The sequence below is a fragment of the Serinicoccus chungangensis genome (assembly GCF_006337125.1).
GTDB classification, from domain to species: domain Bacteria; phylum Actinomycetota; class Actinomycetes; order Actinomycetales; family Dermatophilaceae; genus Ornithinicoccus; species Ornithinicoccus chungangensis.
The window spans coordinates 1,370,798-1,396,163 of the sequence record NZ_CP040887.1 but is presented as its reverse complement, the minus strand read 5'-3'; the positions used below and the strand labels follow the sequence as shown (position 1 = coordinate 1,396,163).

34 protein-coding genes are annotated in these 25,366 nt (G+C 69.4%); 15 read left to right on the top strand and 19 right to left on the bottom strand.

Annotation, left to right across the window (positions count from 1 at the left end; translation table 11 throughout):
* Positions 1–364 precede the first annotated feature (364 nt).
* Entirely contained in the window at positions 365–1,012 is a 648-nt protein-coding gene (locus FHD63_RS06210) for a hypothetical protein (RefSeq protein ID WP_139721018.1), read from the bottom strand.
* Complete coding sequence (locus FHD63_RS06205) at positions 988–1,464, bottom strand: hypothetical protein (RefSeq protein ID WP_139721016.1); 477 nt, start codon at positions 1,462–1,464, stop codon at positions 988–990. The genes FHD63_RS06210 and FHD63_RS06205 overlap by 25 nt, the downstream gene beginning before the upstream one ends.
* Before the next feature lie 455 nt (positions 1,465–1,919).
* On the opposite strand from FHD63_RS06205, the gene FHD63_RS06200 reads away from it, so the two are divergent.
* A complete protein-coding gene (locus FHD63_RS06200) occupies positions 1,920–2,627 on the top strand; it encodes a heme peroxidase (protein WP_139721015.1) in 708 nt (235 codons plus the stop codon).
* 255 nt (positions 2,628–2,882) lie between these two features.
* Here the strand turns inward: FHD63_RS06200 and FHD63_RS06195 are convergent, their stop codons facing one another.
* The 4 genes from FHD63_RS06195 to FHD63_RS06180 all read right to left on the bottom strand — a co-directional run bounded on the left by FHD63_RS06195 (position 2,883) and on the right by FHD63_RS06180 (position 5,575).
* Positions 2,883–3,257 carry a hypothetical protein gene (locus FHD63_RS06195; RefSeq protein WP_134772179.1) on the bottom strand — a complete coding sequence of 125 codons (375 nt, stop codon included), beginning with the start codon at positions 3,255–3,257 and terminating at the stop codon, positions 2,883–2,885.
* A gap of 335 nt (positions 3,258–3,592) precedes the next feature.
* Entirely contained in the window at positions 3,593–4,843 is a 1,251-nt protein-coding gene (locus FHD63_RS06190) for a cation:proton antiporter domain-containing protein (protein WP_139721013.1), read from the bottom strand.
* 185 nt (positions 4,844–5,028) lie between these two features.
* A complete protein-coding gene (locus tag FHD63_RS06185; RefSeq protein WP_139721011.1) occupies positions 5,029–5,271 on the bottom strand; it encodes a YlcI/YnfO family protein in 243 nt (80 codons plus the stop codon).
* Positions 5,261–5,575 carry a hypothetical protein gene (locus FHD63_RS06180; RefSeq protein ID WP_139721010.1) on the bottom strand — a complete coding sequence of 105 codons (315 nt, stop codon included), beginning with the start codon at positions 5,573–5,575 and terminating at the stop codon, positions 5,261–5,263. The genes FHD63_RS06185 and FHD63_RS06180 overlap by 11 nt, the downstream gene beginning before the upstream one ends.
* A 95-nt stretch (positions 5,576–5,670) precedes the next feature.
* On the opposite strand from FHD63_RS06180, the gene FHD63_RS06175 reads away from it, so the two are divergent.
* From FHD63_RS06175 to FHD63_RS06160, 4 genes are all read left to right on the top strand, one after another.
* Positions 5,671–6,480: an acyl-CoA thioester hydrolase/BAAT C-terminal domain-containing protein gene (locus FHD63_RS06175; RefSeq protein WP_139721008.1), complete on the top strand. Its 810-nt coding sequence runs from the start codon at positions 5,671–5,673 to the stop codon at positions 6,478–6,480.
* Between the two features lie 66 nt (positions 6,481–6,546).
* On the top strand, positions 6,547–7,179 hold the full coding sequence (locus FHD63_RS06170; protein WP_202978426.1) for a tyrosine-type recombinase/integrase: 633 nt from the start codon (positions 6,547–6,549) through the stop codon (positions 7,177–7,179).
* Positions 7,154–7,474, top strand: a complete 321-nt coding sequence (locus FHD63_RS16250; RefSeq protein WP_202978456.1) for a tyrosine-type recombinase/integrase — start codon at positions 7,154–7,156, stop codon at positions 7,472–7,474. The genes FHD63_RS06170 and FHD63_RS16250 overlap by 26 nt, the downstream gene beginning before the upstream one ends.
* A gap of 330 nt (positions 7,475–7,804) precedes the next feature.
* On the top strand, positions 7,805–8,149 hold the full coding sequence (locus tag FHD63_RS06160; protein WP_058891361.1) for a type II toxin-antitoxin system HicB family antitoxin: 345 nt from the start codon (positions 7,805–7,807) through the stop codon (positions 8,147–8,149).
* 58 nt (positions 8,150–8,207) lie between these two features.
* On the opposite strand, the gene FHD63_RS17025 is transcribed toward FHD63_RS06160, so the two are convergent.
* A complete protein-coding gene (locus FHD63_RS17025) occupies positions 8,208–8,378 on the bottom strand; it encodes a DUF2510 domain-containing protein (RefSeq protein ID WP_083518839.1) in 171 nt (56 codons plus the stop codon).
* A gap of 354 nt (positions 8,379–8,732) precedes the next feature.
* Here FHD63_RS17025 and FHD63_RS06150 point away from each other — a divergent pair, with 354 nt between their 5' ends.
* Positions 8,733–9,920 carry a multidrug effflux MFS transporter gene (locus tag FHD63_RS06150; RefSeq protein WP_158296721.1) on the top strand — a complete coding sequence of 396 codons (1,188 nt, stop codon included), beginning with the start codon at positions 8,733–8,735 and terminating at the stop codon, positions 9,918–9,920.
* A 38-nt stretch (positions 9,921–9,958) separates the two neighbouring features.
* Here FHD63_RS06150 and FHD63_RS06145 read toward each other — a convergent pair whose 3' ends face one another.
* From FHD63_RS06145 to FHD63_RS06120, 6 genes are all read right to left on the bottom strand, one after another.
* Positions 9,959–10,507, bottom strand: coding sequence for a cysteine hydrolase family protein (locus FHD63_RS06145; protein WP_202978424.1), 549 nt, complete (start codon positions 10,505–10,507; stop codon positions 9,959–9,961).
* A 106-nt stretch (positions 10,508–10,613) separates the two neighbouring features.
* Positions 10,614–10,928 carry a hypothetical protein gene (locus FHD63_RS06140; protein WP_139721002.1) on the bottom strand — a complete coding sequence of 105 codons (315 nt, stop codon included), beginning with the start codon at positions 10,926–10,928 and terminating at the stop codon, positions 10,614–10,616.
* Positions 10,929–11,047: 119 nt separating this feature from the next.
* Positions 11,048–11,443: a hypothetical protein gene (locus FHD63_RS06135; RefSeq protein WP_139721000.1), complete on the bottom strand. Its 396-nt coding sequence runs from the start codon at positions 11,441–11,443 to the stop codon at positions 11,048–11,050.
* A gap of 163 nt (positions 11,444–11,606) precedes the next feature.
* Complete coding sequence (gene arr, locus FHD63_RS06130; protein WP_139720999.1) at positions 11,607–12,041, bottom strand: NAD(+)--rifampin ADP-ribosyltransferase; 435 nt, start codon at positions 12,039–12,041, stop codon at positions 11,607–11,609.
* A gap of 74 nt (positions 12,042–12,115) precedes the next feature.
* The gene (locus tag FHD63_RS06125) at positions 12,116–13,396 is read right to left on the bottom strand and encodes a GNAT family N-acetyltransferase (protein ID WP_202978423.1); all 1,281 of its coding nucleotides are present in this window, start codon (positions 13,394–13,396) and stop codon (positions 12,116–12,118) included.
* Between the two features lie 62 nt (positions 13,397–13,458).
* Entirely contained in the window at positions 13,459–13,977 is a 519-nt protein-coding gene (locus FHD63_RS06120; RefSeq protein WP_139720995.1) for a MarR family winged helix-turn-helix transcriptional regulator, read from the bottom strand.
* A 227-nt stretch (positions 13,978–14,204) separates the two neighbouring features.
* Between FHD63_RS06120 and FHD63_RS06115 the strand changes: the two genes are divergently transcribed.
* Positions 14,205–15,062, top strand: a complete 858-nt coding sequence (locus FHD63_RS06115) for a VOC family protein (protein WP_238705838.1) — start codon at positions 14,205–14,207, stop codon at positions 15,060–15,062.
* A 51-nt stretch (positions 15,063–15,113) separates the two neighbouring features.
* Here FHD63_RS06115 and FHD63_RS06110 read toward each other — a convergent pair whose 3' ends face one another.
* Positions 15,114–15,770, bottom strand: coding sequence for an FAD:protein FMN transferase (locus tag FHD63_RS06110; protein ID WP_158296720.1), 657 nt, complete (start codon positions 15,768–15,770; stop codon positions 15,114–15,116).
* 138 nt (positions 15,771–15,908) lie between these two features.
* Between FHD63_RS06110 and FHD63_RS06105 the strand changes: the two genes are divergently transcribed.
* A protein-coding gene (locus FHD63_RS06105; RefSeq protein WP_420853124.1) for an IS3 family transposase occupies positions 15,909–17,101 on the top strand; the annotation gives its coding sequence in 2 pieces (ribosomal slippage) (positions 15,909–16,193 and positions 16,196–17,101; 1,191 coding nt in all).
* 107 nt (positions 17,102–17,208) lie between these two features.
* Here the strand turns inward: FHD63_RS06105 and FHD63_RS06100 are convergent.
* Positions 17,209–17,580, bottom strand: a complete 372-nt coding sequence (locus FHD63_RS06100; RefSeq protein ID WP_238705784.1) for a DUF4260 domain-containing protein — start codon at positions 17,578–17,580, stop codon at positions 17,209–17,211.
* Positions 17,581–17,897: 317 nt separating this feature from the next.
* Between FHD63_RS06100 and FHD63_RS16240 the strand changes: the two genes are divergently transcribed.
* Positions 17,898–18,491, top strand: coding sequence for a S1 domain-containing protein (locus FHD63_RS16240; RefSeq protein ID WP_202978422.1), 594 nt, complete (start codon positions 17,898–17,900; stop codon positions 18,489–18,491).
* 30 nt (positions 18,492–18,521) lie between these two features.
* On the opposite strand, the gene FHD63_RS06085 is transcribed toward FHD63_RS16240, so the two are convergent.
* The 3 genes from FHD63_RS06085 to FHD63_RS06075 all read right to left on the bottom strand — a co-directional run bounded on the left by FHD63_RS06085 (position 18,522) and on the right by FHD63_RS06075 (position 20,434).
* Positions 18,522–19,451, bottom strand: coding sequence for an NAD-dependent epimerase/dehydratase family protein (locus FHD63_RS06085; RefSeq protein ID WP_238705837.1), 930 nt, complete (start codon positions 19,449–19,451; stop codon positions 18,522–18,524).
* A gap of 89 nt (positions 19,452–19,540) precedes the next feature.
* Positions 19,541–20,134 carry a hypothetical protein gene (locus FHD63_RS16235; protein ID WP_202978421.1) on the bottom strand — a complete coding sequence of 198 codons (594 nt, stop codon included), beginning with the start codon at positions 20,132–20,134 and terminating at the stop codon, positions 19,541–19,543.
* Positions 20,135–20,230: 96 nt separating this feature from the next.
* On the bottom strand, positions 20,231–20,434 hold the full coding sequence (locus tag FHD63_RS06075) for a hypothetical protein (protein ID WP_058891364.1): 204 nt from the start codon (positions 20,432–20,434) through the stop codon (positions 20,231–20,233).
* 73 nt (positions 20,435–20,507) lie between these two features.
* Here FHD63_RS06075 and FHD63_RS06070 point away from each other — a divergent pair, with 73 nt between their 5' ends.
* The 5 genes from FHD63_RS06070 (at position 20,508) to FHD63_RS06050 (ending at position 24,539) form a co-directional block, all read left to right on the top strand.
* Positions 20,508–20,984, top strand: coding sequence for a MarR family winged helix-turn-helix transcriptional regulator (locus FHD63_RS06070; RefSeq protein ID WP_139720986.1), 477 nt, complete (start codon positions 20,508–20,510; stop codon positions 20,982–20,984).
* A gap of 65 nt (positions 20,985–21,049) precedes the next feature.
* Positions 21,050–21,799: a class I SAM-dependent methyltransferase gene (locus FHD63_RS06065; protein WP_139720984.1), complete on the top strand. Its 750-nt coding sequence runs from the start codon at positions 21,050–21,052 to the stop codon at positions 21,797–21,799.
* A 103-nt stretch (positions 21,800–21,902) separates the two neighbouring features.
* The gene (locus FHD63_RS16880) at positions 21,903–22,847 is read left to right on the top strand and encodes a cold-shock protein (RefSeq protein WP_139720982.1); all 945 of its coding nucleotides are present in this window, start codon (positions 21,903–21,905) and stop codon (positions 22,845–22,847) included.
* Between the two features lie 347 nt (positions 22,848–23,194).
* Positions 23,195–23,968: a CHRD domain-containing protein gene (locus FHD63_RS06055; protein WP_158296719.1), complete on the top strand. Its 774-nt coding sequence runs from the start codon at positions 23,195–23,197 to the stop codon at positions 23,966–23,968.
* Between the two features lie 13 nt (positions 23,969–23,981).
* On the top strand, positions 23,982–24,539 hold the full coding sequence (locus FHD63_RS06050) for a class F sortase (protein ID WP_158296718.1): 558 nt from the start codon (positions 23,982–23,984) through the stop codon (positions 24,537–24,539).
* Between the two features lie 39 nt (positions 24,540–24,578).
* Here the strand turns inward: FHD63_RS06050 and FHD63_RS06045 are convergent, their stop codons facing one another.
* Positions 24,579–24,941 (bottom strand): VOC family protein, encoded by a 363-nt coding sequence (locus FHD63_RS06045; protein ID WP_139720978.1) that lies wholly within the window; start codon positions 24,939–24,941, stop codon positions 24,579–24,581.
* 66 nt (positions 24,942–25,007) lie between these two features.
* Between FHD63_RS06045 and FHD63_RS06040 the strand changes: the two genes are divergently transcribed.
* A complete protein-coding gene (locus tag FHD63_RS06040; protein ID WP_139720976.1) occupies positions 25,008–25,352 on the top strand; it encodes a hypothetical protein in 345 nt (114 codons plus the stop codon).
* The last annotated feature ends 14 nt before the right edge of the window (positions 25,353–25,366 follow it).

Sequence of the window (25,366 nt, the reverse complement as noted above, 5' to 3'; positions counted from 1 at the left end):
TCATGGATTAGGTATGACGCACTGAGATAGCTGTGCCCACGATTGATGTGCGGGCCCATGTCGCACCGGTGCAGATTCGGGTCACGGCCGAGCAACCGTGAGGGCACTGCAACGGATCAGTCGGGATCGGTTCGGCAAGTGCCCCCAAAGTCCACGCCTGACGGGAAGCGAGACTGCACTGTCATGCCGCCCTGCGCTCAGTGGGACGTGGGGTGTAGGTGAGAGTCGCCTTCAGGTGCTGCAACGATCGATAGTCAAAGCGATACACCTTGGGTGGGCCAACCGGATCGACCGGACCTGGCCCAGGGTGTAGGTGAGCCGATCGGCGACAGCCTGTCGGGACCCTTCCCGGCGAGGTCCTGGGTTAGAGCCGGTCTCTGTCCCAGAGGACGTCGACGAACTGGTGCTGGGCCTCTCGGATGACCGCGTCGTCCGGGGGCAGGTCCCTGAACCAGGCCTCCCGGTCGGTGGCCTCGACCACCACGAGGCCATCGTCGTCGGCGCCAACCGGACGGACGACCCACCCGGCCAAGTCCCCGTGCGGCAGCATGTCAGGTTGAAGGAGCATCCACCCAAAGATCTCCGGGACACCGGCCACGTCGCCTGGGTAAAGCGCCACCATCATCCAAGCCTTCCAGTTGCGGCGCGGGTCATTGGGGCCGAGGGACGCCGGGAACAGGCGCTTGGCGCGGGCGATGCCACCCACGGACACGACGCCGACGATGCTCATGACGGTCGTGGTGATTTCGGACAGACCGTCCTGCCACCCACGCGCGGCGGGCATCGAGACCCCCAGCGCCAGGTATGGGGAGCCAGGGTGGACGGCGACGGTCCGCTGCGTCTGAGAGCTGTGGTCGTCGAGGTGGAGCACCCCGAAACCGCTGCCACTGACGAGTTTGTGCCAGGCGGCCCAGGCAGCGTCCGGTTCCAGTTGCACCGCCGGGCCGCCGAAGTCGATGCTGCAGCGGGTCTCAGGCGGGGACGAGATCAGCTGCTGGGAGAGGTCGAGCACGTGCTCTGGGTGGCGCGCCGCCGGGTGGGCCGGGCCTGACCCCGCGGCCCGTTCGGCAGGTCGTGGTCCAGCCGCAGCAGGGCGGTGTACGCGATGCGTTCCGAGCCGTCCATCAGCCATCGAGGCCGCCGGTAGGTCGTCCCCAGACCGAGCACGCCATGAGGCGGCGTGTCCACCAGGTTGGACCTCACGAACGTCAGCCAGGGCTCCAGGTCCGTCCACAGATCCCCATCGACGACCAGGAAGCACACCGAGGGGTCCTCACTGGAGACCACCACCGCATCCCCAGCCAGCTGCTGGCTCTCCGGCAGGTCATCTCCCTGAAGCAGGACTTCCTCGAGGCGCGCCTGCGCATCCGCACCGGCCAGCGCATACCGAAGGATGAGCATCTCCCCACCCCGAGACCAGGCGCGCTTCATCGCACCGAGAGAAACACTGCCATCGATCGTCACGCCAATACCTGCCTTCGTGAAGAAGTTGCCCTCGAACGTGCACTGGGAGGAGCACCTACGCCCCACCCACCCCCAGTGCCCCGAATCTCCCGAGCCCGCAACTTACCAATAGCTAGGCAATGAAACCGAGGACGATGGCGCCATCACAGCCGCGGGGTGTTGCCCTCACCACCGTCGATGTGCCCTCGGTGGCCCCGCGACGACCGTGGCGCTGCACCCCTTGGCTGCGTGAATCAAAGACACAATCCGCCAGCCTGAGGCGTGACCTCAGTCCGCGCCGGACGAGCCTAACGGCACATAATCGTCTGCCGCCTTGCGATCGCGCTCCAGGCCCACTCGGACCGCGAGAGCTGGGCTCTCGCATAGCGCCTCGATCGACTGCTTGCGAGCACCGCTACCGTGGCGGGAGCCCCACCGCAAATGTTGTGCTCGTCTGCCGTTAAGGAGAAGCTCAGATGTCTGAAGCGATGCTAGAGCAGCTATCCCGGGCCGTGAAGCGGGACTTAGGTACGGATGCCGACCGGTGGTTCCGCCCGGCGGGGTATGAGAGCGCCGCCCTGGCTGTCATTGACTCCATCTACTCCACTGGGAACCACTACACGGGCGTCATCAACGCGGTGAATAGGTACCGGAGAGCCCGGATCGATGAAGGTGCTAACCCTGACCGAGACGGTGCGCGGGAGCTTGTGTCCGCGGTAGATCGGTGGGGAGGAGTCGATGGCTTGATCGAGCGTACCAACAAGTGGAAAACATCCACCCGAGCCGGCGCGCCGACAAAGGCTGAAGCGGCGTACGGCGCAGCGGAGGCACTTGTTGAGCAGGGCATGGATTCAGTGATCGATGTGCGAGGCGCACTCGCTGGTCGGGAGAAGCAGGAGAGCTCCCCGCTGAAGCGTCGATGGCTCAACCTCCCGGGCCAGCGCAGTGGACTCACATGGACCTACTTCTTGATGCTCTGTGGTGTGCCCGGCGTGAAGGCTGACCGCATGGTCGTCGGGTATGTCAGCCGAGTGTTCGGACAGGAAGTCTCCGGGGAGAGAGCCCGTGAATTGGTGGGAGGCGTTGCTCGGCAGCTGGAGACAAACGAGCTCCACCTTGACCACGCGATCTGGCGTCACGAATCAGGCCGCGCGGTCTTCCTTGGCGAGGGCTCGGACGGCTGACTACCACCGGTAGTCCTTCACACCAACCGCTCCCTGAGGCGTCGTAGCGTTCAACGAGCGGCCATCCGGATCTGCCGCCAGGAGGACGCTAGCCTCCGGCCCGTCCGACATTGCCGCGGGCAGCGTGGACGCACGCTCGCGCCGCAGGGTGATAGCGGGTGTGACCGGTGTGGCGGACTACCGACAGGTCGACATGCGGGGGTCGGGATACCTGCCGGGATCCTGACCTTGGGCTAGGTTGAGCTGCTCACCCAGTCAGGCCCCGTTCACTCCCTCTACTCGGGTGAAGACTTCCTCCGTGAACTCGACATGGTGCGGAAGTTCGGCGAGTTCTTCTGCGGTGATGGCCACGTTCCGGTCCCGTGCTTCACGCTCCAACATCTTCCAGTAGCCGCGGGCCATCTCCTCCTCGGTGTGGTCATCGAAGGGGGCGTCAGGCCCGACAACCGTCAGGGCGTCGGTCTCCATCTCCTCCATGCTGGTTTCGGTCCACGACGCGGTTGACCCCCATCCTCGATCGGTGAGCAGCGGAACGCGCTCACCATCATCCAACTCGATGGAGAGCAGGCACTTGGCATCCACCCGGGTCCGTCTCGGGTCCCCGACATCGACCCGCGTAACGAGTTCCATCACATCTCCTTGCTTCCCTGGCTTCAACTTTCGTCCAAACGAAGGGCGCGGCACGAAGACGCGCGCACGGACACACCGATATACGGGGCAATCCTCCCGCACTGCCGTCCAGGGGTGGTCGCGGTGGCCAGCCGCCCCGCCGACCGAACCACCAAGGTCTCCCGATCCGGAGTTGTTGCCTCGCGCACAGCGTCATCACCCTTCCCCGTTTGCGATGCCCAGCGCCGTCTGCATCACCCCCATCGCAACTCGGCTAGACGTCCTGTCATGCCGCATCAGGTGGCATTGGCGTGGCCTACATGGAGAGCCACGTTGTACGTTGACCGATCGGCATGTCATCCGGCTGGTTCTTCTTGCTTTTCGCGTCGTTCTGGTTCGTGAGCGTGCAGCCAGGCGCTGAAGGGCGCGGAGGTGAGGCCGTGGAGCAGGACCGAGATGGTGATCGCCAGGGTGGCGTAGAGGAAGATGTCGTGGTTGCCGGTGTGCCGTTCGGCCAGGGTGGCGTAGAACAGTGCCGAGACGCCGATGGGGGCGAACCAGCTGAGGAAGACTGTCTCGCTACGGTCATGCACGCTCTTGAGCAGAGGCCATAGTGCCCAGATCGTTGCCAGGCGCCGGAGCAGGACGGTTCCCGTGAGGATGGCGACCGCCGGCCAGCCCAGTCCGGCCCACTCGTCGATGGGTAGTGCCAGGCCCAACAGGATGAAGATCGGCAGCAGGAAGAGGCGGGCGACGGCGTCGTGCACCTTGTCCTCCTCTGCCTCCTCACGTTGGGGGATGACCTGACCGAACACGGCGGCACCGACGAACACGGCGAGGAGTGCGTCGGTGCCCAGCAGCTTGCCACCGCCCAGCAGCACGAGAGACAGCGGAACGATGAACGCCAGGTAGGAGCTTTCCTCCATCAGCCCGTGGTCTCGGACCAGGACGAACAACTTTCCCAGGGCGAGGCCGGCGACGGCACCGACCACTGCCGCGCCCACCACCTCCCGCAGCAGGACCTTGGTCAGCAGTTCCTGCCACGCCTGGTCGGGCTTGGTGATCAGCAGGACGGGCAGCATGACGAAGAGGTAGCCCAGGCCGTCGTTGATCCCGCTCTCGGCCGAGAGGTTGTGCCGCACCTTCTCGGGCACCTTCTCCTCAGCCAGCGACCCGGTCACGATGGGGGTCGTGACCACCGGGTCCGTCGGCGTCACGATCGCGCCCACCAGCAGTGCCACCAGGAACGGCACTCCGAGACCCCACCACGCCACACCCGTGGCCAGGACGAGCATGAGAAGCATTCCTAGCCCGATGATGGTGACGATCCAGCGGGCGTTGGCCCGCCAGTAGCCGTGCGGCAGGCGCAGCGCGACGCCGGCCAGCCCCACCGCCAGGGTGATCCTGGCCGCATGCTCGAGCAAGGTCCCGGTCGGCACCCCGAAGTCCTCGATCCGCATGAGGTCCAGGGCGTGCGGGCCGATCATTGCTCCGAAGCACAGGCATAGCAGCGGACCGGGCAGGCTGGCCCGCTGCAGCACCGTCGAGAAAGCGGCAAAGGTCAAGAGCGCCCCAGCAAATAATGCCAGGAGCAGGTTGATGTCCACGTCGGTCGAAGCCTTTCTGCCGGATTGGCACACAGGCAACCACCCAGCGGCGGACATTGCATCTCCGGTCGACCCCGACCCCCAGCTACACCGCATGCCGCAAGATCCCCAGCTGTCGGCGCCGACGCTCGCAGGAGCAACCAGGCGCACGGATCTGCCGCTGGCCGCGTGCTGGGCTCACGGGGTCAGGCGGGGCGAGACAGCTCGTGCTCGACGGCTCGGCGGATCCAGGCCGAGACTGAACGATCGTCAGCTTCTGCGGCGCGCTTGACTTCCTCGAGCAGATCCGCTGGGAAGCGCACTGGCACGGGTGCGCTCAGTGGACGCTTGCGACGACGCGCAGGCCCCTGGGGCTCCTGGTTGCGCGGGTCGGCGTAGAACTCGTACTCCTGCTCCGGCGTCATCGGCCGGCTGTCGTCAGTGCTCATCACGGTCCCTCCGGTACGTAGCGGCGAGGCCCGAAGACGCCTCGTAGCAGCCGATCGGTCGGCACTTGCTCGGATCGCCCGACCGAGATGGAGCCAGCGGCACGATGAGTACTCGCCCACTGACTTCCGCGAGCATCAACCAGTGAGCGGGCGGCCTGGCCGGGTAGAACAGCGGGTCGCTGGTCCACGCATCGATCACGTCGTCCATCCCCAGGTGCGGATGCTTGAACAGGTGAGCGGCTTGCTGGTCGATCTCGAAGGGCTCGATGTCATCGAGCGCTTCCAGGTCGAACGCTTCGCTCACACCCCAAGTGTATTACAGACGACTACGCACGCACATGCCGCGTGCGGGTAGAAGGGCTGCGGTCGTCGGGTTCGGGATGTGGCTACGGTGTCGACGTGGAGGCTCTCCGTCCGGTGCGTCCGACCGGCACTGGCGTGCTCGTGCTGGCCGGCTCGAGCGGCCGCGTGGACACCGACCGCGCCAGGCTCCTCGCGGCCCACGGAGCCCACGCGTTACCTCTTCAGTGGTTCGGGGGACCTGGCCAACCACCCGGCCCCGGGGAGATCCCTCTCGAGACCTTCACCTCAGCCTTAGACCACCTGGCCAAAGAAGCTAATTTCCTGTCGATCGTCGGGGTCTCTTTCGGGGCCGAGGCCGCCTTGGTCACCGCGTCCCTGGACCCGCGCGTGCGAACTGTCGCCGCCTTCGCGCCCTCGCATGTGACCTGGCCGGGATATGACCCGGACCAGCGACGGTGGGCCGCACACTGGACCTGGCAGGGACGACCGTTGCCCTTCGTGCCCATCCAGCGACCACCCAACCCCGCATCTATTGACGGGTTGTCGAGGTACCTGCCGGTGTACCAGGCGTCGCTGGAGGCTGCCAGCACCACAACGTTGGAGCAGGCCACCATCCGCGTCGAGAACATCCCGGAAGTGCTCCTGGTCAGCGGCGGCGACGACCAGGTCTGGCCTTCTACCGACTCCGCCCGCGCCATCGCTAACCGGCGGGCGGCGCACCGCCTCGACACCCGCCACGTGCACCTGCCCGAAGGCGGGCACCGCACCATCCTCCCCGGAGAAAGGGCACCGGACGGCGGACATGCCATGGCACGCGGCGGCAACCCCAAGTCTGATCGCGTCCTCGGCGCAATGGCCTGGTCTCAGCTCACGACCGCTCTGCGACTGAACGAACGGCGTCACTGAACATACGGAACTGCCGCACGTCGGTCGGCTCGAGTTCGCGTCGACCATGTGCGGTCACGATGGTTCATGAACAACTTCCAGATCACCTCCGCCCTCGTTCCAATATTGACCGACGACCCCTCCGTTGCCGCGCTGCGCCAGGCGGTGGCCGCGCACCTTGCCCGTTACAGCGGGCAGACGCGCACGCACACCGAGTCGGACCTGCGCGCCTTCCTGACCTGGTGCGCCGCACGACACCTGGACCCCTTGACCGCCCACCGGGTGCACGTCGAGCTGTACGTGCGGTGGATGCAGGAGACCCGCCGGTACAAGCCGTCCACGATCTCACGGCGGCTGTCCGTGGTGATCGGTTTCTATCGCACGGCCGTCATCGACGGTGTCCTCACCGCCTCCCCGGCCGACCATGTCCGCCGCCCACATGTACCGCCCGAATCCCCCACCCTCGGCCTGTCTCACCTGCAGTTCGAAGCGATGCTGCAGGCGGCGCGCGTCAGCAGCAACATCAACGACTTCGCCCTGGTCGCCATGCTGGGCCTGCTCGGCCTGCGCATCTTCGAAGCGTGCGGCGCCGACATCTGGGATCTGCGGGAGGAGCACGGCCACCGGGTGCTGAAGGTGTGCGGCAAGGGCGGCAAGGTCGTCCTGACACCCCTGCCGCCAGCGGTGCAGCGCGATCGAACGCGCCGTCGACCACCGTGAGGATGGGCCGATCCTGCGGAACCGGCAGGGCGGGCGGATGGACCGTCACGCCGCCACCCGTCGTTTGCACCACCTGGCCGACGGCGCCGGCATCAACTTGCCGCGGATGCATCCGCACATGCTGCGGCACACGTTCGTCACCACCATGCTCGATGCCGGCGTCGACCTGCGCGACGTCCAAATTGCCGCGCGCCATGCCGACCCCCGCACCACCATGCGTTACGACCGAGCGCGCAAGAACCTCGACCGTCACCCCAACTACATCCTCGCCGCCTACATGGCCTCCGGCACCTGACGAACGGCCGGTCCTTGTTCGACCAGCCCAGCTCTCGGGCGCGGATCCCCTTGTTCTGTGGTACTGCGGGCAGTACCATCGAGTTGTGCCGTCAGTTGCGAAGATCCTGGCCCAGATAAGAGCCAATCCGGCCAACATCCGGTATGAGGACCTCGCGAAGGTGTGCGAGCACTACTTCGGACCGCCCAGGACAAGCGGTGGCTCCCACGCCGTGTACAAGACCCCGTGGCCCGGGGACCCGCGAGTGAATATCCAGAACGACCACGGCAAGGCCAAGCCGTACCAGGTCCGCCAGGTCCTGGCAGCCATCGACAAGAAGGAGGCAGCCCAGTGAGCACCACGATCCCCGACATCACCCACTACACCTACCGCGTCAGCTGGTCGCCCGAGGACCAAGAGTTCGTCGCCACCTGCCTCGAACTGCCCTCCCTGTCCTGGCTCGCCCCTACTCAGGACGAGTCCCTGCAAGGCCTTCGCGATCTGGTGGATGAGGTCGTTGAAGACCTGCACCGCAACGGTGAGCCGATTCCAGACCCACTGTCCTCTCGCACCTATTCGGGCAAGTTCAATCTCCGTGTCGGTGAACGACTCCACCGCCAGCTCGCCATCAAGGCAGCTGAAGAGCACCTCAGCCTCAACCAGTACGTTGTCCGCAAGCTTGGCGACGCGCCTTAAAACGATCATGCGGACATGCCGCAGTCATCGCGTCGGCGGTGAACACATCAGGTTGGCGCTACCCCCAGGCGAGCTCGGTCCAGCCGGCGCCGTTCCAGAACCTCTTCCCAGCGCCATGGAACGGGTCGGGGCACCACCCGGCAGGGGGCAAAGGTGGCACCGGCGGAGTCGCCGGGTAGGTGGGATCCAGACGATCATCCTCCTGCGGCACCACAGCACGAGCGACCATCGCCGAGCCGGGTGCGTCGTGCCCACCGAGTTCTCATCGTCATGCGTCTCGAGGAGGACGTGCTGCTCGTCCGGGAGCAGCTGGTACCACGTGGTGCCATCGAGGTCGAGCACCTCATTCCCGCACGCCGGGTAGAGCGAGACGCCCTGGTAGACCTGGGCAGCGGCCCGGGTGTGGTGGCACCCCCCGAGGCTCCCCACCGACCTGATCCCGGAAGGGTGTCCCGGGCCGCCACGGTTCGTCCGCACCGCAGCCGGGAATATCAACCAGGGCATCCACTCTTCACCCGTGGTGAGATCGGCCCCCGTCGCGACAGCCCCAGCATCGTCCCCGCCCAGCACCCCACCCTCCTCGGTGGGCCGACTGCTGCTCTTCGGGGCACTCGTCGCGATCGGCCCACTGACGATCGACATGTACCTCGCGGCCTTCCCGGCCGTCGTGGAAGACCTCTCCACGACCGAGGCCACGGTGCAGCTGACCCTGACCGCGACCCTGGTCGGGCTCGCCACCGGCCAGCTGCTCATCGGGGCGTTGTCGGACTCCTTCGGCCGACGCCGACCGTTGATCGCGTCGCTGACCCTCTACGTCGTGGTCTCGGTGGCGATCGCGGTCTCCTCCTCGATCGAGGTGCTGCTGGTGCTGCGCTTCGTGCAGGGCCTGACCGGCGCGGCCGGGATGGTGCTGTCCCAGGCCATGGTCCGCGACCTCTACAGCGGCTCCCGGCTGGCCACCTTCATCTCCCGGCTGTTCCTCGTGGTCGGCGTGGCCCCGATCCTGGCGCCGACGCTGGGCGCCCAGTTCCTGATCTTCGGCAGCTGGCGGACCATCTTCTGGGCGCTGGGAGCCTTCGGGCTGCTGCTGGCGGTGCTGGCGCTGGTCCTCGTCAAGGAGACCCTGCCCCCGGAGCGGCGGCGCCACTTCGGCCCTCGGACCCTGTGGGCCAGCTACCGGGTGCTGCTCTCGGACCGACGCTACATCGGCCTCGTCCTGACCGCGTGCACCGCGATGGGATGCCTGTTCGCCTACATCTCCAGCGCGACCTTCGTCTTCCAGGGGCTGTACGGGATGAGCACCCAGCAGTATGCCTTCGTCTTCGCCGCGGGCGCGGGGGCGCTCACAGTCACCAGCCAGATCAACGGGTCCCTCGTGCGCACGGTGCACCCGGCCTCGGTGCTGCGGGTGGCGCTGCCCTCCATGCTGGCCATCGCCCTGGCCCTGCTCACCGCCGCGCTGGTGGACCTCAGCGTGTGGGCCATCGTCGGCGGCATCGTCCTGCTGATGGGCTCGGTGGGCTTCGTCATGCCGAACAGCCCGAGCATCGCGCTGGCCGACCACGGCGAGCGGGCCGGAGCGGCTGCCGCCCTGCTCGGGGCGACCAACTTCGTCTTCGGCGCGCTCATCTCACCGGTCAGCGGGCTGTTCGGGGTCGACTCGGCGGTGCCGATGGCGGCCATCATGGTCGTCTGCGCCGCGGCGTCGTGGTTCTTCTACACCGTGCTGGCCCGCCCGCAGGACATCCTGCGGGACATGCCCTGGGAGTGACCGTCGAGCGCTGAGCGGCGCCAGTCCGCTCGGCCTCGTCACTTGGTCGACTCGTGGAGGCGGGTGATCGCCTCAGCCGTGGTCATGACCTCGGCGAACTCCCCGTCCAGGCTGGCGAGGGCCGTCCGGTGCATCGTCTCGGCGTCGAAGCCGGCGCGGGCGTGGGTCGCCGTGGCGTCTGAGACGAACCATGTCTCGAACCCCAGGTTGCCGGCCATGCGGGCCGTCGTCGAGCAGCAGTGATCCGTCGTCAGGCCGGCGACGACGACGCACTCGGCCCCGGTGCGCCGCAGGTGCTCCTGCAGGTCGGTGCCGATGAACGCGCTGTTGACCCGCTTGTCGAGGACCACCTCGCCCGGCAACGGTCGTGCTTCCGGCTTGAACTCGAATGCTGTCGTGCCCCGGCGGAAGAGCCCGGTGGGCGAGGCGCTCTCGTGGCGCACGTGGACGACGGGGGCGCCGCGCTCACGCCATACGGCCAGGAGTTCGCCGACACGGGTCTCGGCATCAGGGTTGTTGCGCTCGCCCCAGGCGGAGTCCTCGAAGGCCTGCTGCACGTCGATCACGAGCAGGGTGGGAAGCGTCACGTCACTGATCGTACGGGTGGCGGTCCGCAGCGGGTCTACGCAGCGAGGCTGGCACCAGCTCCTCCATACCCGACCCCGGACATCAGCGGCCGACCCGGCCCCGAGGTCAGCTGTCCTCGGGACCCTCCCCGGGCTCGCGGACGAGCCTCAGGTGACGCTGCAGCCAAGGGCGGGCCTCGTCGAGCACCGCGTCCAGGCCGCGCACGGCCGGATCCGGGTAGAACCCGGAGGTGTCGGTCGCGTGGTAGTAGAGGCCGGCTGGTCTCTGGGCGCCGTCGACCACGTGCGGCCACGGGAGGTAGATGACGGTGACCGGCTCACCCTCGAGGTCGACCTCGCTGCTGCGGGGGGCCTCGTGTTCTGTAGGGAAGCTCAGGATGGTGGCACCCTCGTCGCTGGTCCCCGCGCCCTGCTCCGTCATGTCCACCACCGTACCGCTCCGGTCCAGGTCGTGTCGGCGTCGACGCCGTCAGGCGTAGCGGCACACAGCGCCTCACTCTCGGTCATCATCGTCCTCGGAGGATCAGGCTCTGGTGCCACTCAGCCACGCACCTGACGGACGGTACGGAAGCCGACGATCGCCAGCCACGCCATCGCCAGCGGCTGAGCGAGCCCCCCGGTCATCGCGGTGACCCACGATCCGCCGACCCCGAGCCACAGGACCCACGAGAGGGGCGGCACCAGGGCGACGACACCGGCGGTCACCGCCTCGACGGACAGCACCAGCCACGGGTGTCGACGGAGCCGGCCGAGCAGCGCGACGACGACGAAGGCCAGGCTCAGCAGGATCGTGATCGCCCACGGCCACCAGTAGTCCGCCATCGAGATCTCGGCCATCGCCTCCACCTTGGCCCGGGCCGTCCACCCGGTGGCCCAGATCAGGAGCAGCAGCACGGGTATGCGTGCCAGCTGCAGCGCTCCAAACCTCTTCTCCACGGGCTCCTCCCCTGCACCGACTCTGCCTGTGATCCTGACCGCACCAGGCGTCCACCTCTGTCGTGGACCCCACCCTGCCCGTTCGCGGCCCAGGTCTCAACCGCCAGCATTCCCATCCGCCGGTGGAGGGCTCGGGTCGGCGCGGCAGCCGGCCAGACGCCCGTCAGTCGACGATCTGGGCCCTGCCCTCCCGTGGCAGGGCAGCGAGCCCGTCCCGCATGGCCTGCAGCTTCTCCGGAGCATGCCCGACCCAGCCGCCCAGCTCACCGACCACCCGCAGCGGCTCGGCGGACCGGAAGGATCGGGTCGGGTTGCCCGCGAACTTCTGGTCCGTGACGTTGGGGTCGTCCTCGAAGGCCCCCACCGGTTCGACGACGTAGATCCGCCCCGGGCCCGCCCCGGCGGACAGCTCCGCACCCCAGGTCGCCGCGTCCAGGGTCTCGGTGAAGTAGACGTAGTTCATCACTCGCCCGGCCTCGAAGTTCGACTCCCGGCCCGGTGTCAGGACGTCGCCCACCTCGAGGTCAGCCTTCGTGCCGTGCAGGTACACGCCCTCCTGGTAGACCTCGAAGGGCACCGGCTGCTCGGCCTCGCTCACGCCCCCACGCTAGCTCCCGTGGGGGCTGCCGAGGGGTCGCCGGCCGGGCACAGGGGCACCGCGAGGGTCCACGCTCAGGGGAGGTAGTACGTCAGCAGGTCGGCGGTGACCGGCGGGAAGAGCGCGGCCATGACGTCGGCGTGCGGTCCGGGGTAGACGTCGGGGTGGCGCTCGCTGAGCCCGATGATGCCGTGGGGGCCCAGCAGCAGCGCCCCCAGCTGGTCGGGGGCGACGCCGGCTCCCCCGTCGACGCCCGGGCTCTGCATCGTGCCGCCACCACGCGGGGACCCGAGCTCGCCGTCGACGAGCGACATCCGCACGTGACGACCGAAGGTGGAGAGCACGACCTCGGAGGGCAGGTCGACAGAGGCCCCGGCCAGCCGAGCCTGCAGCACAGGACGCAGGCGGTCCAGCAGCCGCACCTCGTCGGGCACCCGCACGTAGTACTGCTCGGCCTGCCGCGGGGCCGGGCCGCACAGCCGGTCGACCACCTCCCCCGTGACGGACCCCGGCCGGTCCCAGACGACCAGCGGCGAGGGGTCCTCGACCGCGGCGGCGAGCTGGTGCGCGTGCGCGACCATGGCCGTCGCCGCGGCCTGGTCGGTGGCCGCGAGCTCGGCCAGCACCGGGTCGTCCTGGGGCGGCGTGGTCCGACCGGTGGCGACGACCGGTGCGCCGCCGCCGGGGTCCGTCCGCTCCACCACCCACGTCGTGCTGCCGTGCCGCTCGAGCAGCCACTGCCACCGCGGCGGGGAGTGCGGCATACGCAGGTCGGCGGCCCGTTGCGCCGCTGCCTGCAGCCGGCGCGCCTCGGGGAGGTCCTCGGTGGTCGCGGGTCGGACCGCGTAGCCCTCCAGCGCCTCCGGCACGGGCGGCGCGGACAGGGGTCGGTGGGCGGGGATGTCGATCGCGTAGGAGTAGCCGAAGAGCCGGTAGAAGTAGGGGATCCCGATCATGACCTGCAGCACGTGGCCGCGGCCCTCGCTCAGGGCGTGCGCCCAGCCCATGAGCTCCCGGACGAGCCCCCGTCCCTCGAAGGCCGGGTCGGTCGCCACCAGCTCGACCTGGCCGGCCGGCAGCCGGACGGCCTCCCCGTCCCTCCCCGGGACGGCCAGCTGCAGCTCTTCGTCGAGCAGGGTGGCCGTCGAGACGACCCGGTCGCCGTCCACGACCACGGCGCAGCTCTCCCACCCGGCGGCTGGGTCCTCGACGACCAGGCGGTGGTCCTCGGCGTCGTACTCCTCGCCTCTCGCGGTGAGCAGCTCGCCGATCTGCTCCAGGTCCGAGGGTCGGGCGGGGCGCAGCACCAGGCCGTCCGGCAGCGGGCGCGGTGAGGTGGGGTCGAGAGCGGGCATGCCCACGAGCATGGCCGGAGCCGGGCCCGTGGCGCCAGCCCTTTTCCCGGGCCCGGGGCGGATCAGGATGTCGCCGGGTCGCCCCCTGCCGCTCCGTCGTAGCGGCTGTAGGTGGCAGCCATGGTCCGGTCGGGATCGATGCGCTCCAGGATCGCGGTGGTGATCGCCGTCAGCTGGTCGACCTGCTCGGCCGTCAGCGCGTCGATGACGGCGCTGCGCACCGCGGCGACGTGCCCCGGGGCAGCTGCGCGGACCGCCGCCCACCCGGAATCGGTCAACTGGGCGTTCGTGGCGCGGGCGTCCTCGGGACACGGCATACGGGCCACGAGACCTCGGCCCTCGAGACGCCTGACGACGTGCGAGAGCCGCGGCAGGGTGGCATTGGTCTGGGCTGCCAGCGCGGTCATGCGCAGGGTCCTGCCCCCTGCCTCGGAGAGCATCGCCAGCGTGTAGTACTCGAAGTGGGTGAGGGCGCTCTCCCGCCGCAGCTGTGCGTCGAGCACCCCGGGCAGCAGCTCCAGCACGGCTGCCAGCCGCACCCACGCAGCCCGCTCCTGATCGACCAACCACGTCCTCGTCATCGCACCAGTATCACCGATAGTTGATGGAACAACCTCGGCTCCCTCGGGCGGAGGTCGGTTGTCCCGACAACTATCCCTTGGTACGCTCGATGCGTTAGTTGACACGACAACTTCTTGAGGCCGCCATGACCACCGAGTCCCGTCCAGTCCCCGCCACAGGCGGTGTCGCCCCCTCCCCCGTGAGCACCGGTCCCGGTCGCGACCTGCTGCTGCCCGACAGCACCGCCATGGACGCCGTCACCCTGCACGTCGCTGACCTCGCGGGGATGACCGCCTACTACCGCGACGCCCTCGGCCTCGAGGAGCTGGCCGGCGAATCCGCCCGTACCGCTGTGGACCGCGGCTCCCCCGCCGTCGGCGCGGCCGACACCAGCGTTCTCGGCCGAGGAGGCGACCCGCTCGTCGTCCTCGTCCACACGCCCGGCCTCCCTGCCCCCGCGCCCGGACAGGCGGGCCTGTTCCACACCGCGCTCCTCTTCCCGGACCGTGCGGCGCTGGCCGACGTGGTCGCCCGCGCCGCCCGCCATCCCCGCTCGGTCTTCGTCGGCTCCGCTGACCACCTGGTGTCCGAGGCGTTCTACTTCACCGATCCCGAGGGCAACGGCATCGAGCTGTACTGGGACCGCCCCCGCGAGCAGTGGACCTGGCACCAGGGCCGGGTGACGATGGACGCCCTCCCCCTGGACCCCCAGGACTTCCTGCGCGACCACCACGTGGGCCAGGCCACCAGCACGGCCGCGGTGGGTCACGTGCACCTCAAGGTCGGTGACGTCCCCACCGCCCGCGCCTTCTACGTGGACGCGCTCGGCTTCGAGATCACCGCGCAGTGGAACGGCGCGATCTTCGTGTCCGCCGGTGGTTACCACCACCACATGGCCATGAACAGCTGGGGCAGCCGCGGGGCGGGCGCCCGGGCCGCCACGATCGGCCTGGGCCAGGTCTCCATCGTCGTCCCGACCACTCAGGACGTCGACGCCCTCGCCGAGCGGCTCCGGCACCACGACATCGCGACCCAGCACGACGGTCGGACCCTGCGCTTCGAGGACCCGTGGCGCAGCCTCCTCGAGGTCGGCGCCGCCGCGTGACACGGGGGAGGTCCGCACACTCCTCGGGACGCCGGGCGTCCCACCGGAGCCTCACGCCAGCACCCTGTGCGAGGCGTCCCTCGCCCGTCCCCGGAGGGCGTCGGGACCGACGCGGTCCCTGTCGGTGACCATCGCAGCCTCCAGTCCTCGAGCAAGCCCAGGGGCCTGCAGCGGGAGCCCTGTGGTCCTGCGGGCCTGGCCGGCCGAGGTGACGACCACAGCCTCGTAGCCCGGGTACGCGGCCACGAGGTCCAGGGCAGCGTCGCCGGCCACGAAGGCCGCGGTGGCGAGGACGTCGGCCCACAGCAGCTCCGGCCCGAGCACGCTCACCTGACGCAGGACCGAGGGTGCACGACCTGTCCTCGGGTCGACGATGTGGCCGCCGCGGGCAGCTGTGCCGGAGGTGGCCATCGCCCCACCGGTCATGGCCACCACCCCCAGCGGTCCACCGGTCCCAGGCTCCTCGATGCCGATCCGCCAGCAGCGGTCCGGGGTGACGGGGCTGAGGGCCACGTCACCGCCCGCGTTGAGGCAGACATCGACGCCCGGGATGGTCATCAACAGGGCGAAGGCGCGTCGGGCCGCCCATGTCTTGACCAGACCGGACGGGTCGAACCGGGTCCGGCCGTCCGCCGCCGGGAGGTCAACCGTGAAGAGGCCCACGGTCATCTGCGTGGCCCGGTCGGCCAGCCGCAGGATCTCCCTCACGGCGGGGGCGGCGTCCGCGGGCGAACGATGACGGCCGGTCGTCCCTCCTGCCACGGCGGACCGCACTCTGGGACTGCTGCACCGATAGGTGACATCTGATCTGCCTAGTCCTCGGGCTGGGCTGGAAGGATGTTCACCGTGACCAAGCCCTACCCCCAGGAGTTCCGTGACGATGTCGTCCGGGTCGCTCGGAACCGTGAGCCCGGTGTCGGCCTCGACCAGATCGCCAAGGACTTCGGGATCCACTTCACGACGTTGTACGCGTGGATGAAGAAGGCCGAGGAGCAGGACGGTGACCAGCCGGCCACCACCGCGGCCGCCTCCGCAGAGCTGCGCGAGGCCAAGAAGCGGATCCGCCTTCTCGAGCAGGAGAACGAGGTCCTGCGACGCGCGGCTGCCTACTTCTCCCAGGCGCACCTGCCGGGAAAATGAGCTACCCGCTCGTCCGCGAGCTGGCCGCTGACGGGATCCCCGTCACGGTGACGTGCCGGGTGCTCAAGATCGCTCGACAGCCGTACTACCGGTGGCTGGCCAACCCGGTCACCGATGCCGACCTCGCCGCGGCGCACCGCGCGAACGCCCTGTTCGATGCCCACCGCGACGACCCCGAGTTCGGCTACCGGTTCCTGGCCGACGAAGCCCGCGAGGCCGGCCAGGTGATGAGCGAGCGGACGGCGTGGCGGTTGTGCTCGGACAACGGCTGGTGGTCAGCGTTCGGCAAGAAGCGCGGCAAGAACGGGAAGAAGCCCGGCCCGCCCGTTCATGAGGACCGGTGCGCTGTGACCGACAAGCACGGCCGGACCCGGCACGCGTTCACCGCCACGGCACCGAACGAGCTGTGGGTCGGCGACATCACCGAGCACTGGACCGGTGAGGGCAAGCTCTACCTCTGCGCGTTCAAGGACGTGTACTCCAACCGGATCGTGGGCTACTCCATCGACTCCAGGATGAAGTCCCGGATCGCCGTCACCGCCCTGAGCAACGCCGTCACCCGCCGCGGAAACGTGACCGGGTGCGTGGTTCACACCGATCGAGGATCCCAATTCCGTAGCCGGAAACTCGTCCACGCCCTCAAGCACCACGGCATGGTCGGCTCCATGGGCCGCGTCGGTGCCGCCGGTGACAACGCCGCCATGGAATCCTTCTTCGCCCTGCTCCAGAAGAACGTCTTGGACCGCCGACCCTGGGCCACCCGGCACGACCTGCGCATCGCGATCGTCACCTGGATCGAACGCACCTACCACCGCCGCCGACGCCAGGACGCCCTCGGCCGATTGACCCCCATCGAGTACGAGACCATCATGACCACACCAGCCAACCAGGCTGCGTGACTAACCACTGTCACCTATCGGTGCAGCAGTCCCCTACGGCATTACGCAACGACCTCGGGCAAACCTGACAGCGAGCGCGCGTGGGCCGCGGCACATGCGCCGCGACCTCAGCGCTTCGTGCCGACCTCGCCGAGGTGGGTGTGGGTGAAGCGGTCGGTGAACTTGAGCCCGTAGCCGAGGAGGCGGTCGACGGCGATGTGGAACGCCCACGTCAAGGCGACGAACACGGCCCACCGAGCGTCACCTCCGGCCAGCCAGGAGAAAGCGAGCAGCGCGGCTGGACCCACATAGCTGTGGCCGACGTTGTAGCTGATCGCGCCGACTCTGGGTGAGGCGACGTAGCCGAGCATCGAGAGATCCCAGAGCAGGAAGACCGCGACGAGCCACCACCAGGCGAAGCCCGACTGGACGAACGCGACGACGACCAGCACGACGATGGCGGCGCTCTCGATCCGCTGGAACCACACCGGCAAGGTCACGCGCTCAGTATCCACCTGCGGGTCGGCGGTCCGCCCAGTAGGCATAAGACACGTCGGCTCCGGCGGCACCCATCGCGACGACTCCGACACCCTGTGGCTCGACGGCAAGGAGAGCGAACCTGCCCCGTGAGCTCTGGTGACGCCGTCCAGACCTTTCCGCACGGCATACCAGACGACTACGCCTGTCCTGCACCTCTTTCGTACCGGCAGCAGACGACGGCAACGACGGTCTTCACGCCGTCGGTGAGGTCACCGGCGGCGACAACACCTACCGGCTGCAAGGCCAGGTTGTCGCGACGTGGCGGCAGGCCGCCGTCATGGACACCAGCGCGGGCCTGCTGCTGCTCGAGCCCAGCACCATCCGCCCCGTGCGCACGGCCGACGGCCACGAAGGCGTCGAGCCGTACTCCCCCGACTTCACCCATCCTGGTCTCGGAATGACGTACGCAGCGGTCGGAAGCCTGCAGGTCGTACGCCAGCATGAATGGGACGCGTTCTACCCCCTCGACCTACGTCGGGACTGGCGGCTCACAGAGGCCCTGCTCGTGGACCGGCACAGCGAGCCGAGCACCCAGCCGACCGAACGCCTCGACGCACGTACTGGACTCGGCACCGACCTGCAGTACCTCGTCAAGCTTGAGCCGCTCGACGCCGGGACGCCCGCCGTCGCGCGTGCGCCGGAGCACCCGACGGACTGGTCCATCCAGGCCGTCGTGCGCGACTGGTTCCCCGACGAAGGCTGGGGCGTCGTGGACTCACCGGACACGCCGGGTGGCTGCTGGGTCCACTTCAGCCGCGTCCAGTCGAGAGGACTCCGTGAGCTGGTGCCCGGAGAGACAGTGGCGCTCGAGTTCGAACATGGCGACCAGCACGGCTTCCGCTATCGCGCCATCACCGCACGACCCCGATGAGCGCACTCTGCGGCCGCGGCGTGCTGGAGGTCAGCCCGCTCGATCAGGAGCGGGCAGGACGTCGCGCCACGAGTGCTGCGGCGCGTATCCGAGGAGCTCGCGGGCCTTGTCGATGGAGTAGAACGTCTCGTCACGCCCCATCTGACGGTTCAGCGTCACCCCGTCGTAGAAGCGCTCCTGGACCTCCTGGGCCGTCAGGACGACGGACATGTCCGCGTTGGCGACGTTGAAGACCTCGTAGCCGAGCCCGTCGACCTCCAGGCACCGCTGGACCATCTGGCCGAGGTCTCGGGTGTCGATGTAGGCGAAGATGTTGCGACGCCTCAGCGACGGGTCGGCCAGGAAGGCGGGAAACATCTCTGCGTACTCGTCCGGCTCGATGACGTTGTTGATCCGCAGGCCGTACACGTCCGCACCGGTGCGAGCCTGGAAGGAGCGTGCCGTCACCTCGTTGGCCACCTGCGACATGGCGTAGGAGTCTTCCGGCACCGTCGGGTGGTCCTCGTCGACCGGCACGTACTGCGGTCGTCGCTCACCCTGGGCGAAGCAGATGCCGTAGGTCGTCTCCGAGGAGGCGAACACGATCTTGTGGATCCCCAACCGGGTCGCGGCCTCGATCACGTTGTACGTGCTCAGCACGTTGGTCGCGTAGGTGCGTGCGTCGGAGGCGATCAGGATCGCCGGCACCGCCGCGAAGTGCACCACGGCATCGTAGGCAGGCTTCGTCGCCAGCCCCAGCTCCTCCATCCTGGCCAGTCCCGCCAACGCCGAGTAGGTCTCGCCGGTGTCGGTGAGGTCGACCCTCAGGTCGGCGACGGCTGGATGATTCAGGGGGACGAGGTCGGCGTTGGTGACCTGATGACCCTGCGCGGCCAGGTAGGGAGCGACGTGCCTGCCGGCCTTGCCACTACCCCCCCCCCCCCGTGAAGAAGATGCGCATGCCTCGATTACACCACCCACCCGGCGCTCCCTTGCCGGACAGACCGTCCCCTGCCATCCGGGGTTCACCAAGCCGCCGCGCTGGTCGCGTCGCCGGCCGCGCCCGACGTTCACCGCAGGTAGAACGGTTGCGGCTCGGTCGGGTCGGCCCGCACGACGTCGAGATCGAGTGAGGCGAGCAGGCCTTGCAGAGCGGGCTCGCTGGCACCGACGCCCACCCAGTGCTGATCGACGTCCGCCGCGGTGCACCAGGCCCGGTCTTCGGGCCAGACGAAAGCAGGCAGCAGCTCTCCCGCTCCCCATTCGTGAATCGCCTCCAGCGGTCCTTCGAACAGGTAGTACTCCCGGTGCGGCACGCGGACCAAGGGCGCTCCCACCATCACACTCCTGCGCACCGGAGGGCAGTCGACGTCCATGTCCTCGACAGCCCCCGTGTAGCCATCCCAGAAGCAGAAGTACCCATGCCCCGGGGTGGTGGTATGAGGCACCAGCTGGTTCAAAAGCCTGCGCAGGGCTGAAAGGTCGGACCCCTCCTTCGACGCGCCGCGCGCGCTCTCGGACTGATCCGGGTGCTCGGGGTCGGGGATCAGACGAAGCCGCGCGTAGGCCTCGAACCCGCTGGGCCCGAAGCCGACCAGCCGGTCCCACGGCGCGAGGTCCTCCAGCAGCCAGCGGGCCGGGCTCAGGTCCAGCACCTCGGTCATCCCCATGACGAGGATCGTGCCACCACCCAGGGCGGCCTCATCTCCGCCGCCGGATGCCGCAGCTCGGGCACGCTCCCACGGGTGCAGGAGCCGTCGCTATGCCGTGCCGCTGTCCCCCTCGGCCCGCCGTGCCGCCCGCGCCTCCGCGACCTTCGCGGCACGGGCCTGCTCCATCCGGGTCTGAGGGTCCTGGCGAGGGTCCAGTCGGGGCGGTCCGAAGAAGATGAGCAACGTGTACTTCACCCGCCAGGTGAAGCGGTACCACAGGGACAGGCCCTCGGTCTCGAACCTCGTGCTCACGCAGACCCCGTATCATTAGTAGGCGAACAGTTCGTGCACACCGTACCTGTTCAGGTCGGTTACCGTGTCATCCATGACGTCAGCTCACGAGCCGCCACCCGAGCGGACGGGCGAGGACCCGCTCGCCCTGGACCAGCAGGTCTGCTTCGCCCTGGCCGTCGCCTCACGCAACGTCATCGCGCTCTACCGACCCTTCCTCGACCCCCTCGGCATCACCCACCCGCAGTACCTCGTCATGCTCGCGCTGTGGGAGGAGACACCGCTCAGCGTGGTCCAGCTCAGCCGCCGGCTGAGCCTGGAGCCCGCCACCTTGTCCCCCCTGCTCCGTCGGCTCGAGGCGCACGGTCTCATCACCCGCGAGCGGCGCCACGGCGACGAGCGGACGCTGGACATCTCCCTCACACCACGAGGTCGAGAGATCCGCGCCGACGCCGAGCGGATCCCCGAAGGCATCGTCGCCAGGCTCGGCATGAGCCAGGAGGAGCTCGAGGGCCTGCGGGACGTCCTGCACCGCCTCATCAGCGCGAGCGCCAGGGCGACGGCCGGCTGAGCCAGCCGACCGCTCGACCGGGAAACCGGTCGCTCCCGCGTCGCGCGCCGTCTAGCCTGCGCCCTGTGCCGGACGCTCTCTTCTCCCACCCCCGCGTGGCCCGGGTCTACGACCCTCTCGACCCTGACCGCAGCGACCTGGACACCTACGTCGACCTCGTCCGGGAGTTCGGCGTCGACGCCGTCCTGGACGTGGGCTGCGGGACCGGGACCTTGGCCTGTCGGCTCGCGGCGCAGGGCGTCGAGGTCCTGGGGGTCGACCCCGCTGGAGCCTCCGTGACGGTCGCACGGGCCAAGACGGGCGCGGAGCGGGTCGAGTGGGTCGTCGGCACCGTGGAGGACGTGGCCGCGCGCCCGGACCAGCGTGGGCGCTACGACCTCGCCACCATGAGCGCGAACGTCGCGCAGGTCTTCCTCGGCGACGAGGAGTGGCTGGCCACCCTGGGCTCGATCCGGACCTGCCTGCGACCCGGTGGCCGCCTGGCGTTCGAGACGCGGGTGCCCGCCGACCGCGCCTGGGAACGGTGGACGAAGGAGGCCAGCCATCAGGTCGTCGACGTCGAGGGCGAGGGGCCCGTCGAGGACTGGGTGCAGGTCACGGCGGTGGACGGAAAGCTCGTGACGTTCGACTCCCCCACGATCTTCCGGGCCGACGGGGAACGCATCGACTCCACCACCACCTTGCGCTTCCGCGGCCGGGACGATCTGCTCTCCTCGCTCGCCCGCGCAGGCTTTGCAGGCAGCGAGGTCCGGGACCTCCCCTACGCCCCCGGACGCGGGTGGCTCGTCGTGGCGCAGGCACCGCCCGAGTCCTGAGACGTGGACGTGTCGGTGCAGATGCTCGGGGTGCCATCGCCACGGGGCCGGTCGTCGGGGACACTGGGGGGACATCGATCGGCCCGTCGACAAGGAGTCAGCCGTGACCGAAGGAACCGTCCGCTGGTTCGACACCGACCGAGGCTTCGGCTTCATCGCCCTCGGGCCGGAGTCGGAGGACCTCTACGTCCATGCGTCGGAGATCGTCAGCGGTGACGCGACGAAGGTGCTCCGGGAGGGGCAGGTGGTCGAGTTCGAGATCGGTGAGGGCGACCGGGGCCCGCAGGCACGCGGCGTCAGGGTGATCGCCGACCAGTCCGCGGACTCTCCCCTGGGCCTGCTCGGCACCGTCTCCTGGTTCGAGCCGGCCAAGGGGTATGGCTTCGTCACTCCCGACGGCGGGGGCGACGAGATCTTCCTGCACAGCTCGGCGATCGTGCCCGGCGGCGTGGTCTCGGACGGGCAGCGGGTCGCCTTCCTCGTCGTCGACGGGGAGAAGGGCCCGCAGGCCGACCACCTGCTCCCCCTGGGACCCGGGGCCGACCAGATGGGCGGCTCCTCCGACGGGGCGGACGGCACCGTGTCCTGGTACGACGAGGACAAGGGCTTCGGCTTCATCGCCCCCGAGACGGGCGGGGCCGATGTCTTCGTCCACGCCCGGGCGCTGCCCGACGGGCTCCCCGGGCTGGACGAGGGTGATCGGGTGGCCTTCGACACCGTCGACAGCGAGCGGGGCCCGCAGGCCCGCGACGTGCGCCTCGTGGGCGGACCGGCACGGGGTCGGGGACCCTCGAGGTCGGAGACCCGCCCCCGGTCCGGACAGCGGCGGGCCCCCGACAGCGCGGCCCGCGGCGGCCGAGGCGTGGTCGCGCGCTACGACGCGGACCGAGGCTTCGGCTTCATCACCCCGGATGGCGGTGGCGCGGACCTCTTCGTGCACGTGTCGGTGCTGCGTGACGGGGACATCCTCTACCCCGGTGACCGGGTGCGCTACCAGGTGCGCCAGAGCGACCGTGGACCGCAGGCCGACCGCGTCGAGCTGCTCTGACTCGAGTCGTCGCCGGTATGCCGTTTCTCGCGAGAAATGCTGCAGATGCGGTTGCGCCGACGAGGCGTGAATCGTCAGCACCTTTTGTCTCGATCTGATAACGACGAGAACATTCAGGCATGATGGACAGCGCGACAACATTTTTTGTGCTCTGATAATTCGGCCATGGTCAGTGTCGACGTGCGAATCATCACAGGGATTCGACGATCTTCTCCAGGCGCGTTCACGCAGAAGTGGCACATCATCGGGGGGCACGTCCGTGAGAGAGCCCCACTGATCGGTGGGGCCGACACCGTTCCATCATTCTCGCGGTGAGAAGAATGGAGCCCGAGAACAAGGATGTCCCCATGAGTCTTTCCCGCAAGCTGTTGGCCGTCCCGGCCGCCGGCGTCGTGCTGCTCCTGGCCGGGGCCCCGGCCCTGGCCTCGTCCTCCGAGGCAGGGGCGGCGGCCGCCGAGCTGCAGCCCGTCCCCCTGAACGACGCGCCCGGCCTCGGTGCCGCGGTGCTGGAGATCGACGGCACCACGATCAACTTCGGCCTCGCCTACGAGGGCCTGCTGGCGGACGCCCCGCACGCCGCCCACATCCACTACGGGCCGGATGCGCGCAACGCGTGCCCGACCGCCGAGGACGACGCGGACGGCGACGGCTTCCTCACCACCACCGAGGGCGCCCCGGCCTACGGCGGCATCAAGGTGTCGCTCACGACGGAGGGCGACACCAGCCCGGACTCGGGCCTCGCGATCGACCGCTTCGGCGTCGGTGACGCCGTCAGCTACGAGCGCCAGAGCATCGAGGTCGACCAGGAGACCGCGGACGCGCTCATGAACAACGAGGCCGTCGTCGTCGTCCACGGTGTGGACCACGACGGCAGCGGTGCCTACGACGAGGGCGACCGCGGCATGTCCGACCTGGACCCCTCGCTGCCCGGTGAGGCGACCGACCCCGCCCTGTGCGGCGTCGTGCAGGCGGCGCAGATGGGTGAGATGCCCGGTGGTGGCGTCGGCACCGGTGAGGTCGCCGTCGGCGGCCAGAACATCGCGCTCGCCGCTGCCGGTGGCGCCGCCCTGCTCGGTGGCGCGCTGATCCTGGCCCGTCGTCGCAGCGCCGACCAGAGCTGACCAGGCTCCGCTGGTGACCGACCGCACGACGCAGGCACCGGTGCCGTCCACCGCACCCCCGGCGCAAGCCGCCGACGGCGACGACTCCGCCTCCTCTGACGAGGTCGCCGAGGACGTCGCGCCGGTCGCCGAACCCGCCTCGGTCTCCCTGCCCACCATCGGCGTGACCTCCCACCTGCTGCACCTCGGTCTCGACCCCGACGGCGCCCTGCAGGTCCCCCAGGGAGACGACTACGACACCGCCGCCTGGTACGACGGCTCCCCCCGCCCCGGCCAGGACGGCCCCGCCGTCATCCTCGGCCACGTCAGCGGCGCCGCCGGCCCCTCCGTCTTCTTCGACCTCGCCCGCCTCCAGGTCGGCGACACCGTCGAGGTCTCCCGCGCCGACGGCAGCACCGCGACCTTCGAGATCTACGACCTGCAGCAGTACCCCAAGGACTCCTTCCCCACCGCCCGCGTCTACGGCAACACCCCCGGACCCGAGCTCCGCCTCATCACCTGCGGCGGCACCTTCTCCGACACCACCGGCCACTACGACGACAACATCATCGCCTTCGCCCGCGAGGCGTGACCAGACCTGGTTCGGCCGGGCTGACCGCCCGTCCCCTCCTCACCAGCACAGGCAGAACGGATGGCCGGCCGGGTCGGCATACACCTGGAAGCCGTGCTCGGCCGCGAGGTCGTCAGCCCCCTGGAGCAGGGTGGCGCCCCACCCCAGGGCCTCATGGTGGGCGGCGGCGATCTCGCCCACCACCAGGTCGAGGTGCATCTGCTGAGGGAGGCCCTCCGGCCACTCCGGGGCCCGCTGGCCGGGGGCCTGCTGCACGCAGAGCGCCTCGTCGTCACCCACCCGGACGGACCACCAGTCGTCGTCCTCCTGGTGGGACGTGCCGCCCAGCATCCCGGCCCAGAAGACCGCCTCCGGCTCCGGATCAGCCGCGTCGAGGACGAGTATCCGTGCCTTGAGGTCCATCCACCCAGTCTGCCCCTGATGCCCGCCGGGCACCAGGACACGGCTGCGTCGGCCTAGCGTGGGGCCATGCACCGGACCCGCTCACGGGTGGCCTGGGTGGCCTCGCTCGTCGCACTCTTCGCCCTTCTGCGTGCCCTGCGCCGCCTCGTGGAGGTCGAGGACCGCCCGCTGGCCCTGGGCGTCGCGGTCTGCGTCGTCGTCGTCGCCGCGCTCCTGCCTGCCGCCCGCGGGCCGGTGACGGCCGAGCAGGCCGGCTGGCGCACGGCGCTGCAGGTCGGCCTGGCGGCGGCGGTGACCGCGGCGGCGGCGCTGGCGGGCGCCGGGGTGGTGGCCGCGGGGGCGCTCGGCATCGTGGCGGCAGCCCTCGTGCCGCTGGCGTGGCCGGCGCCCCGGCAGCGCGCCGAGCCCTGACCGCCGAGGACCGT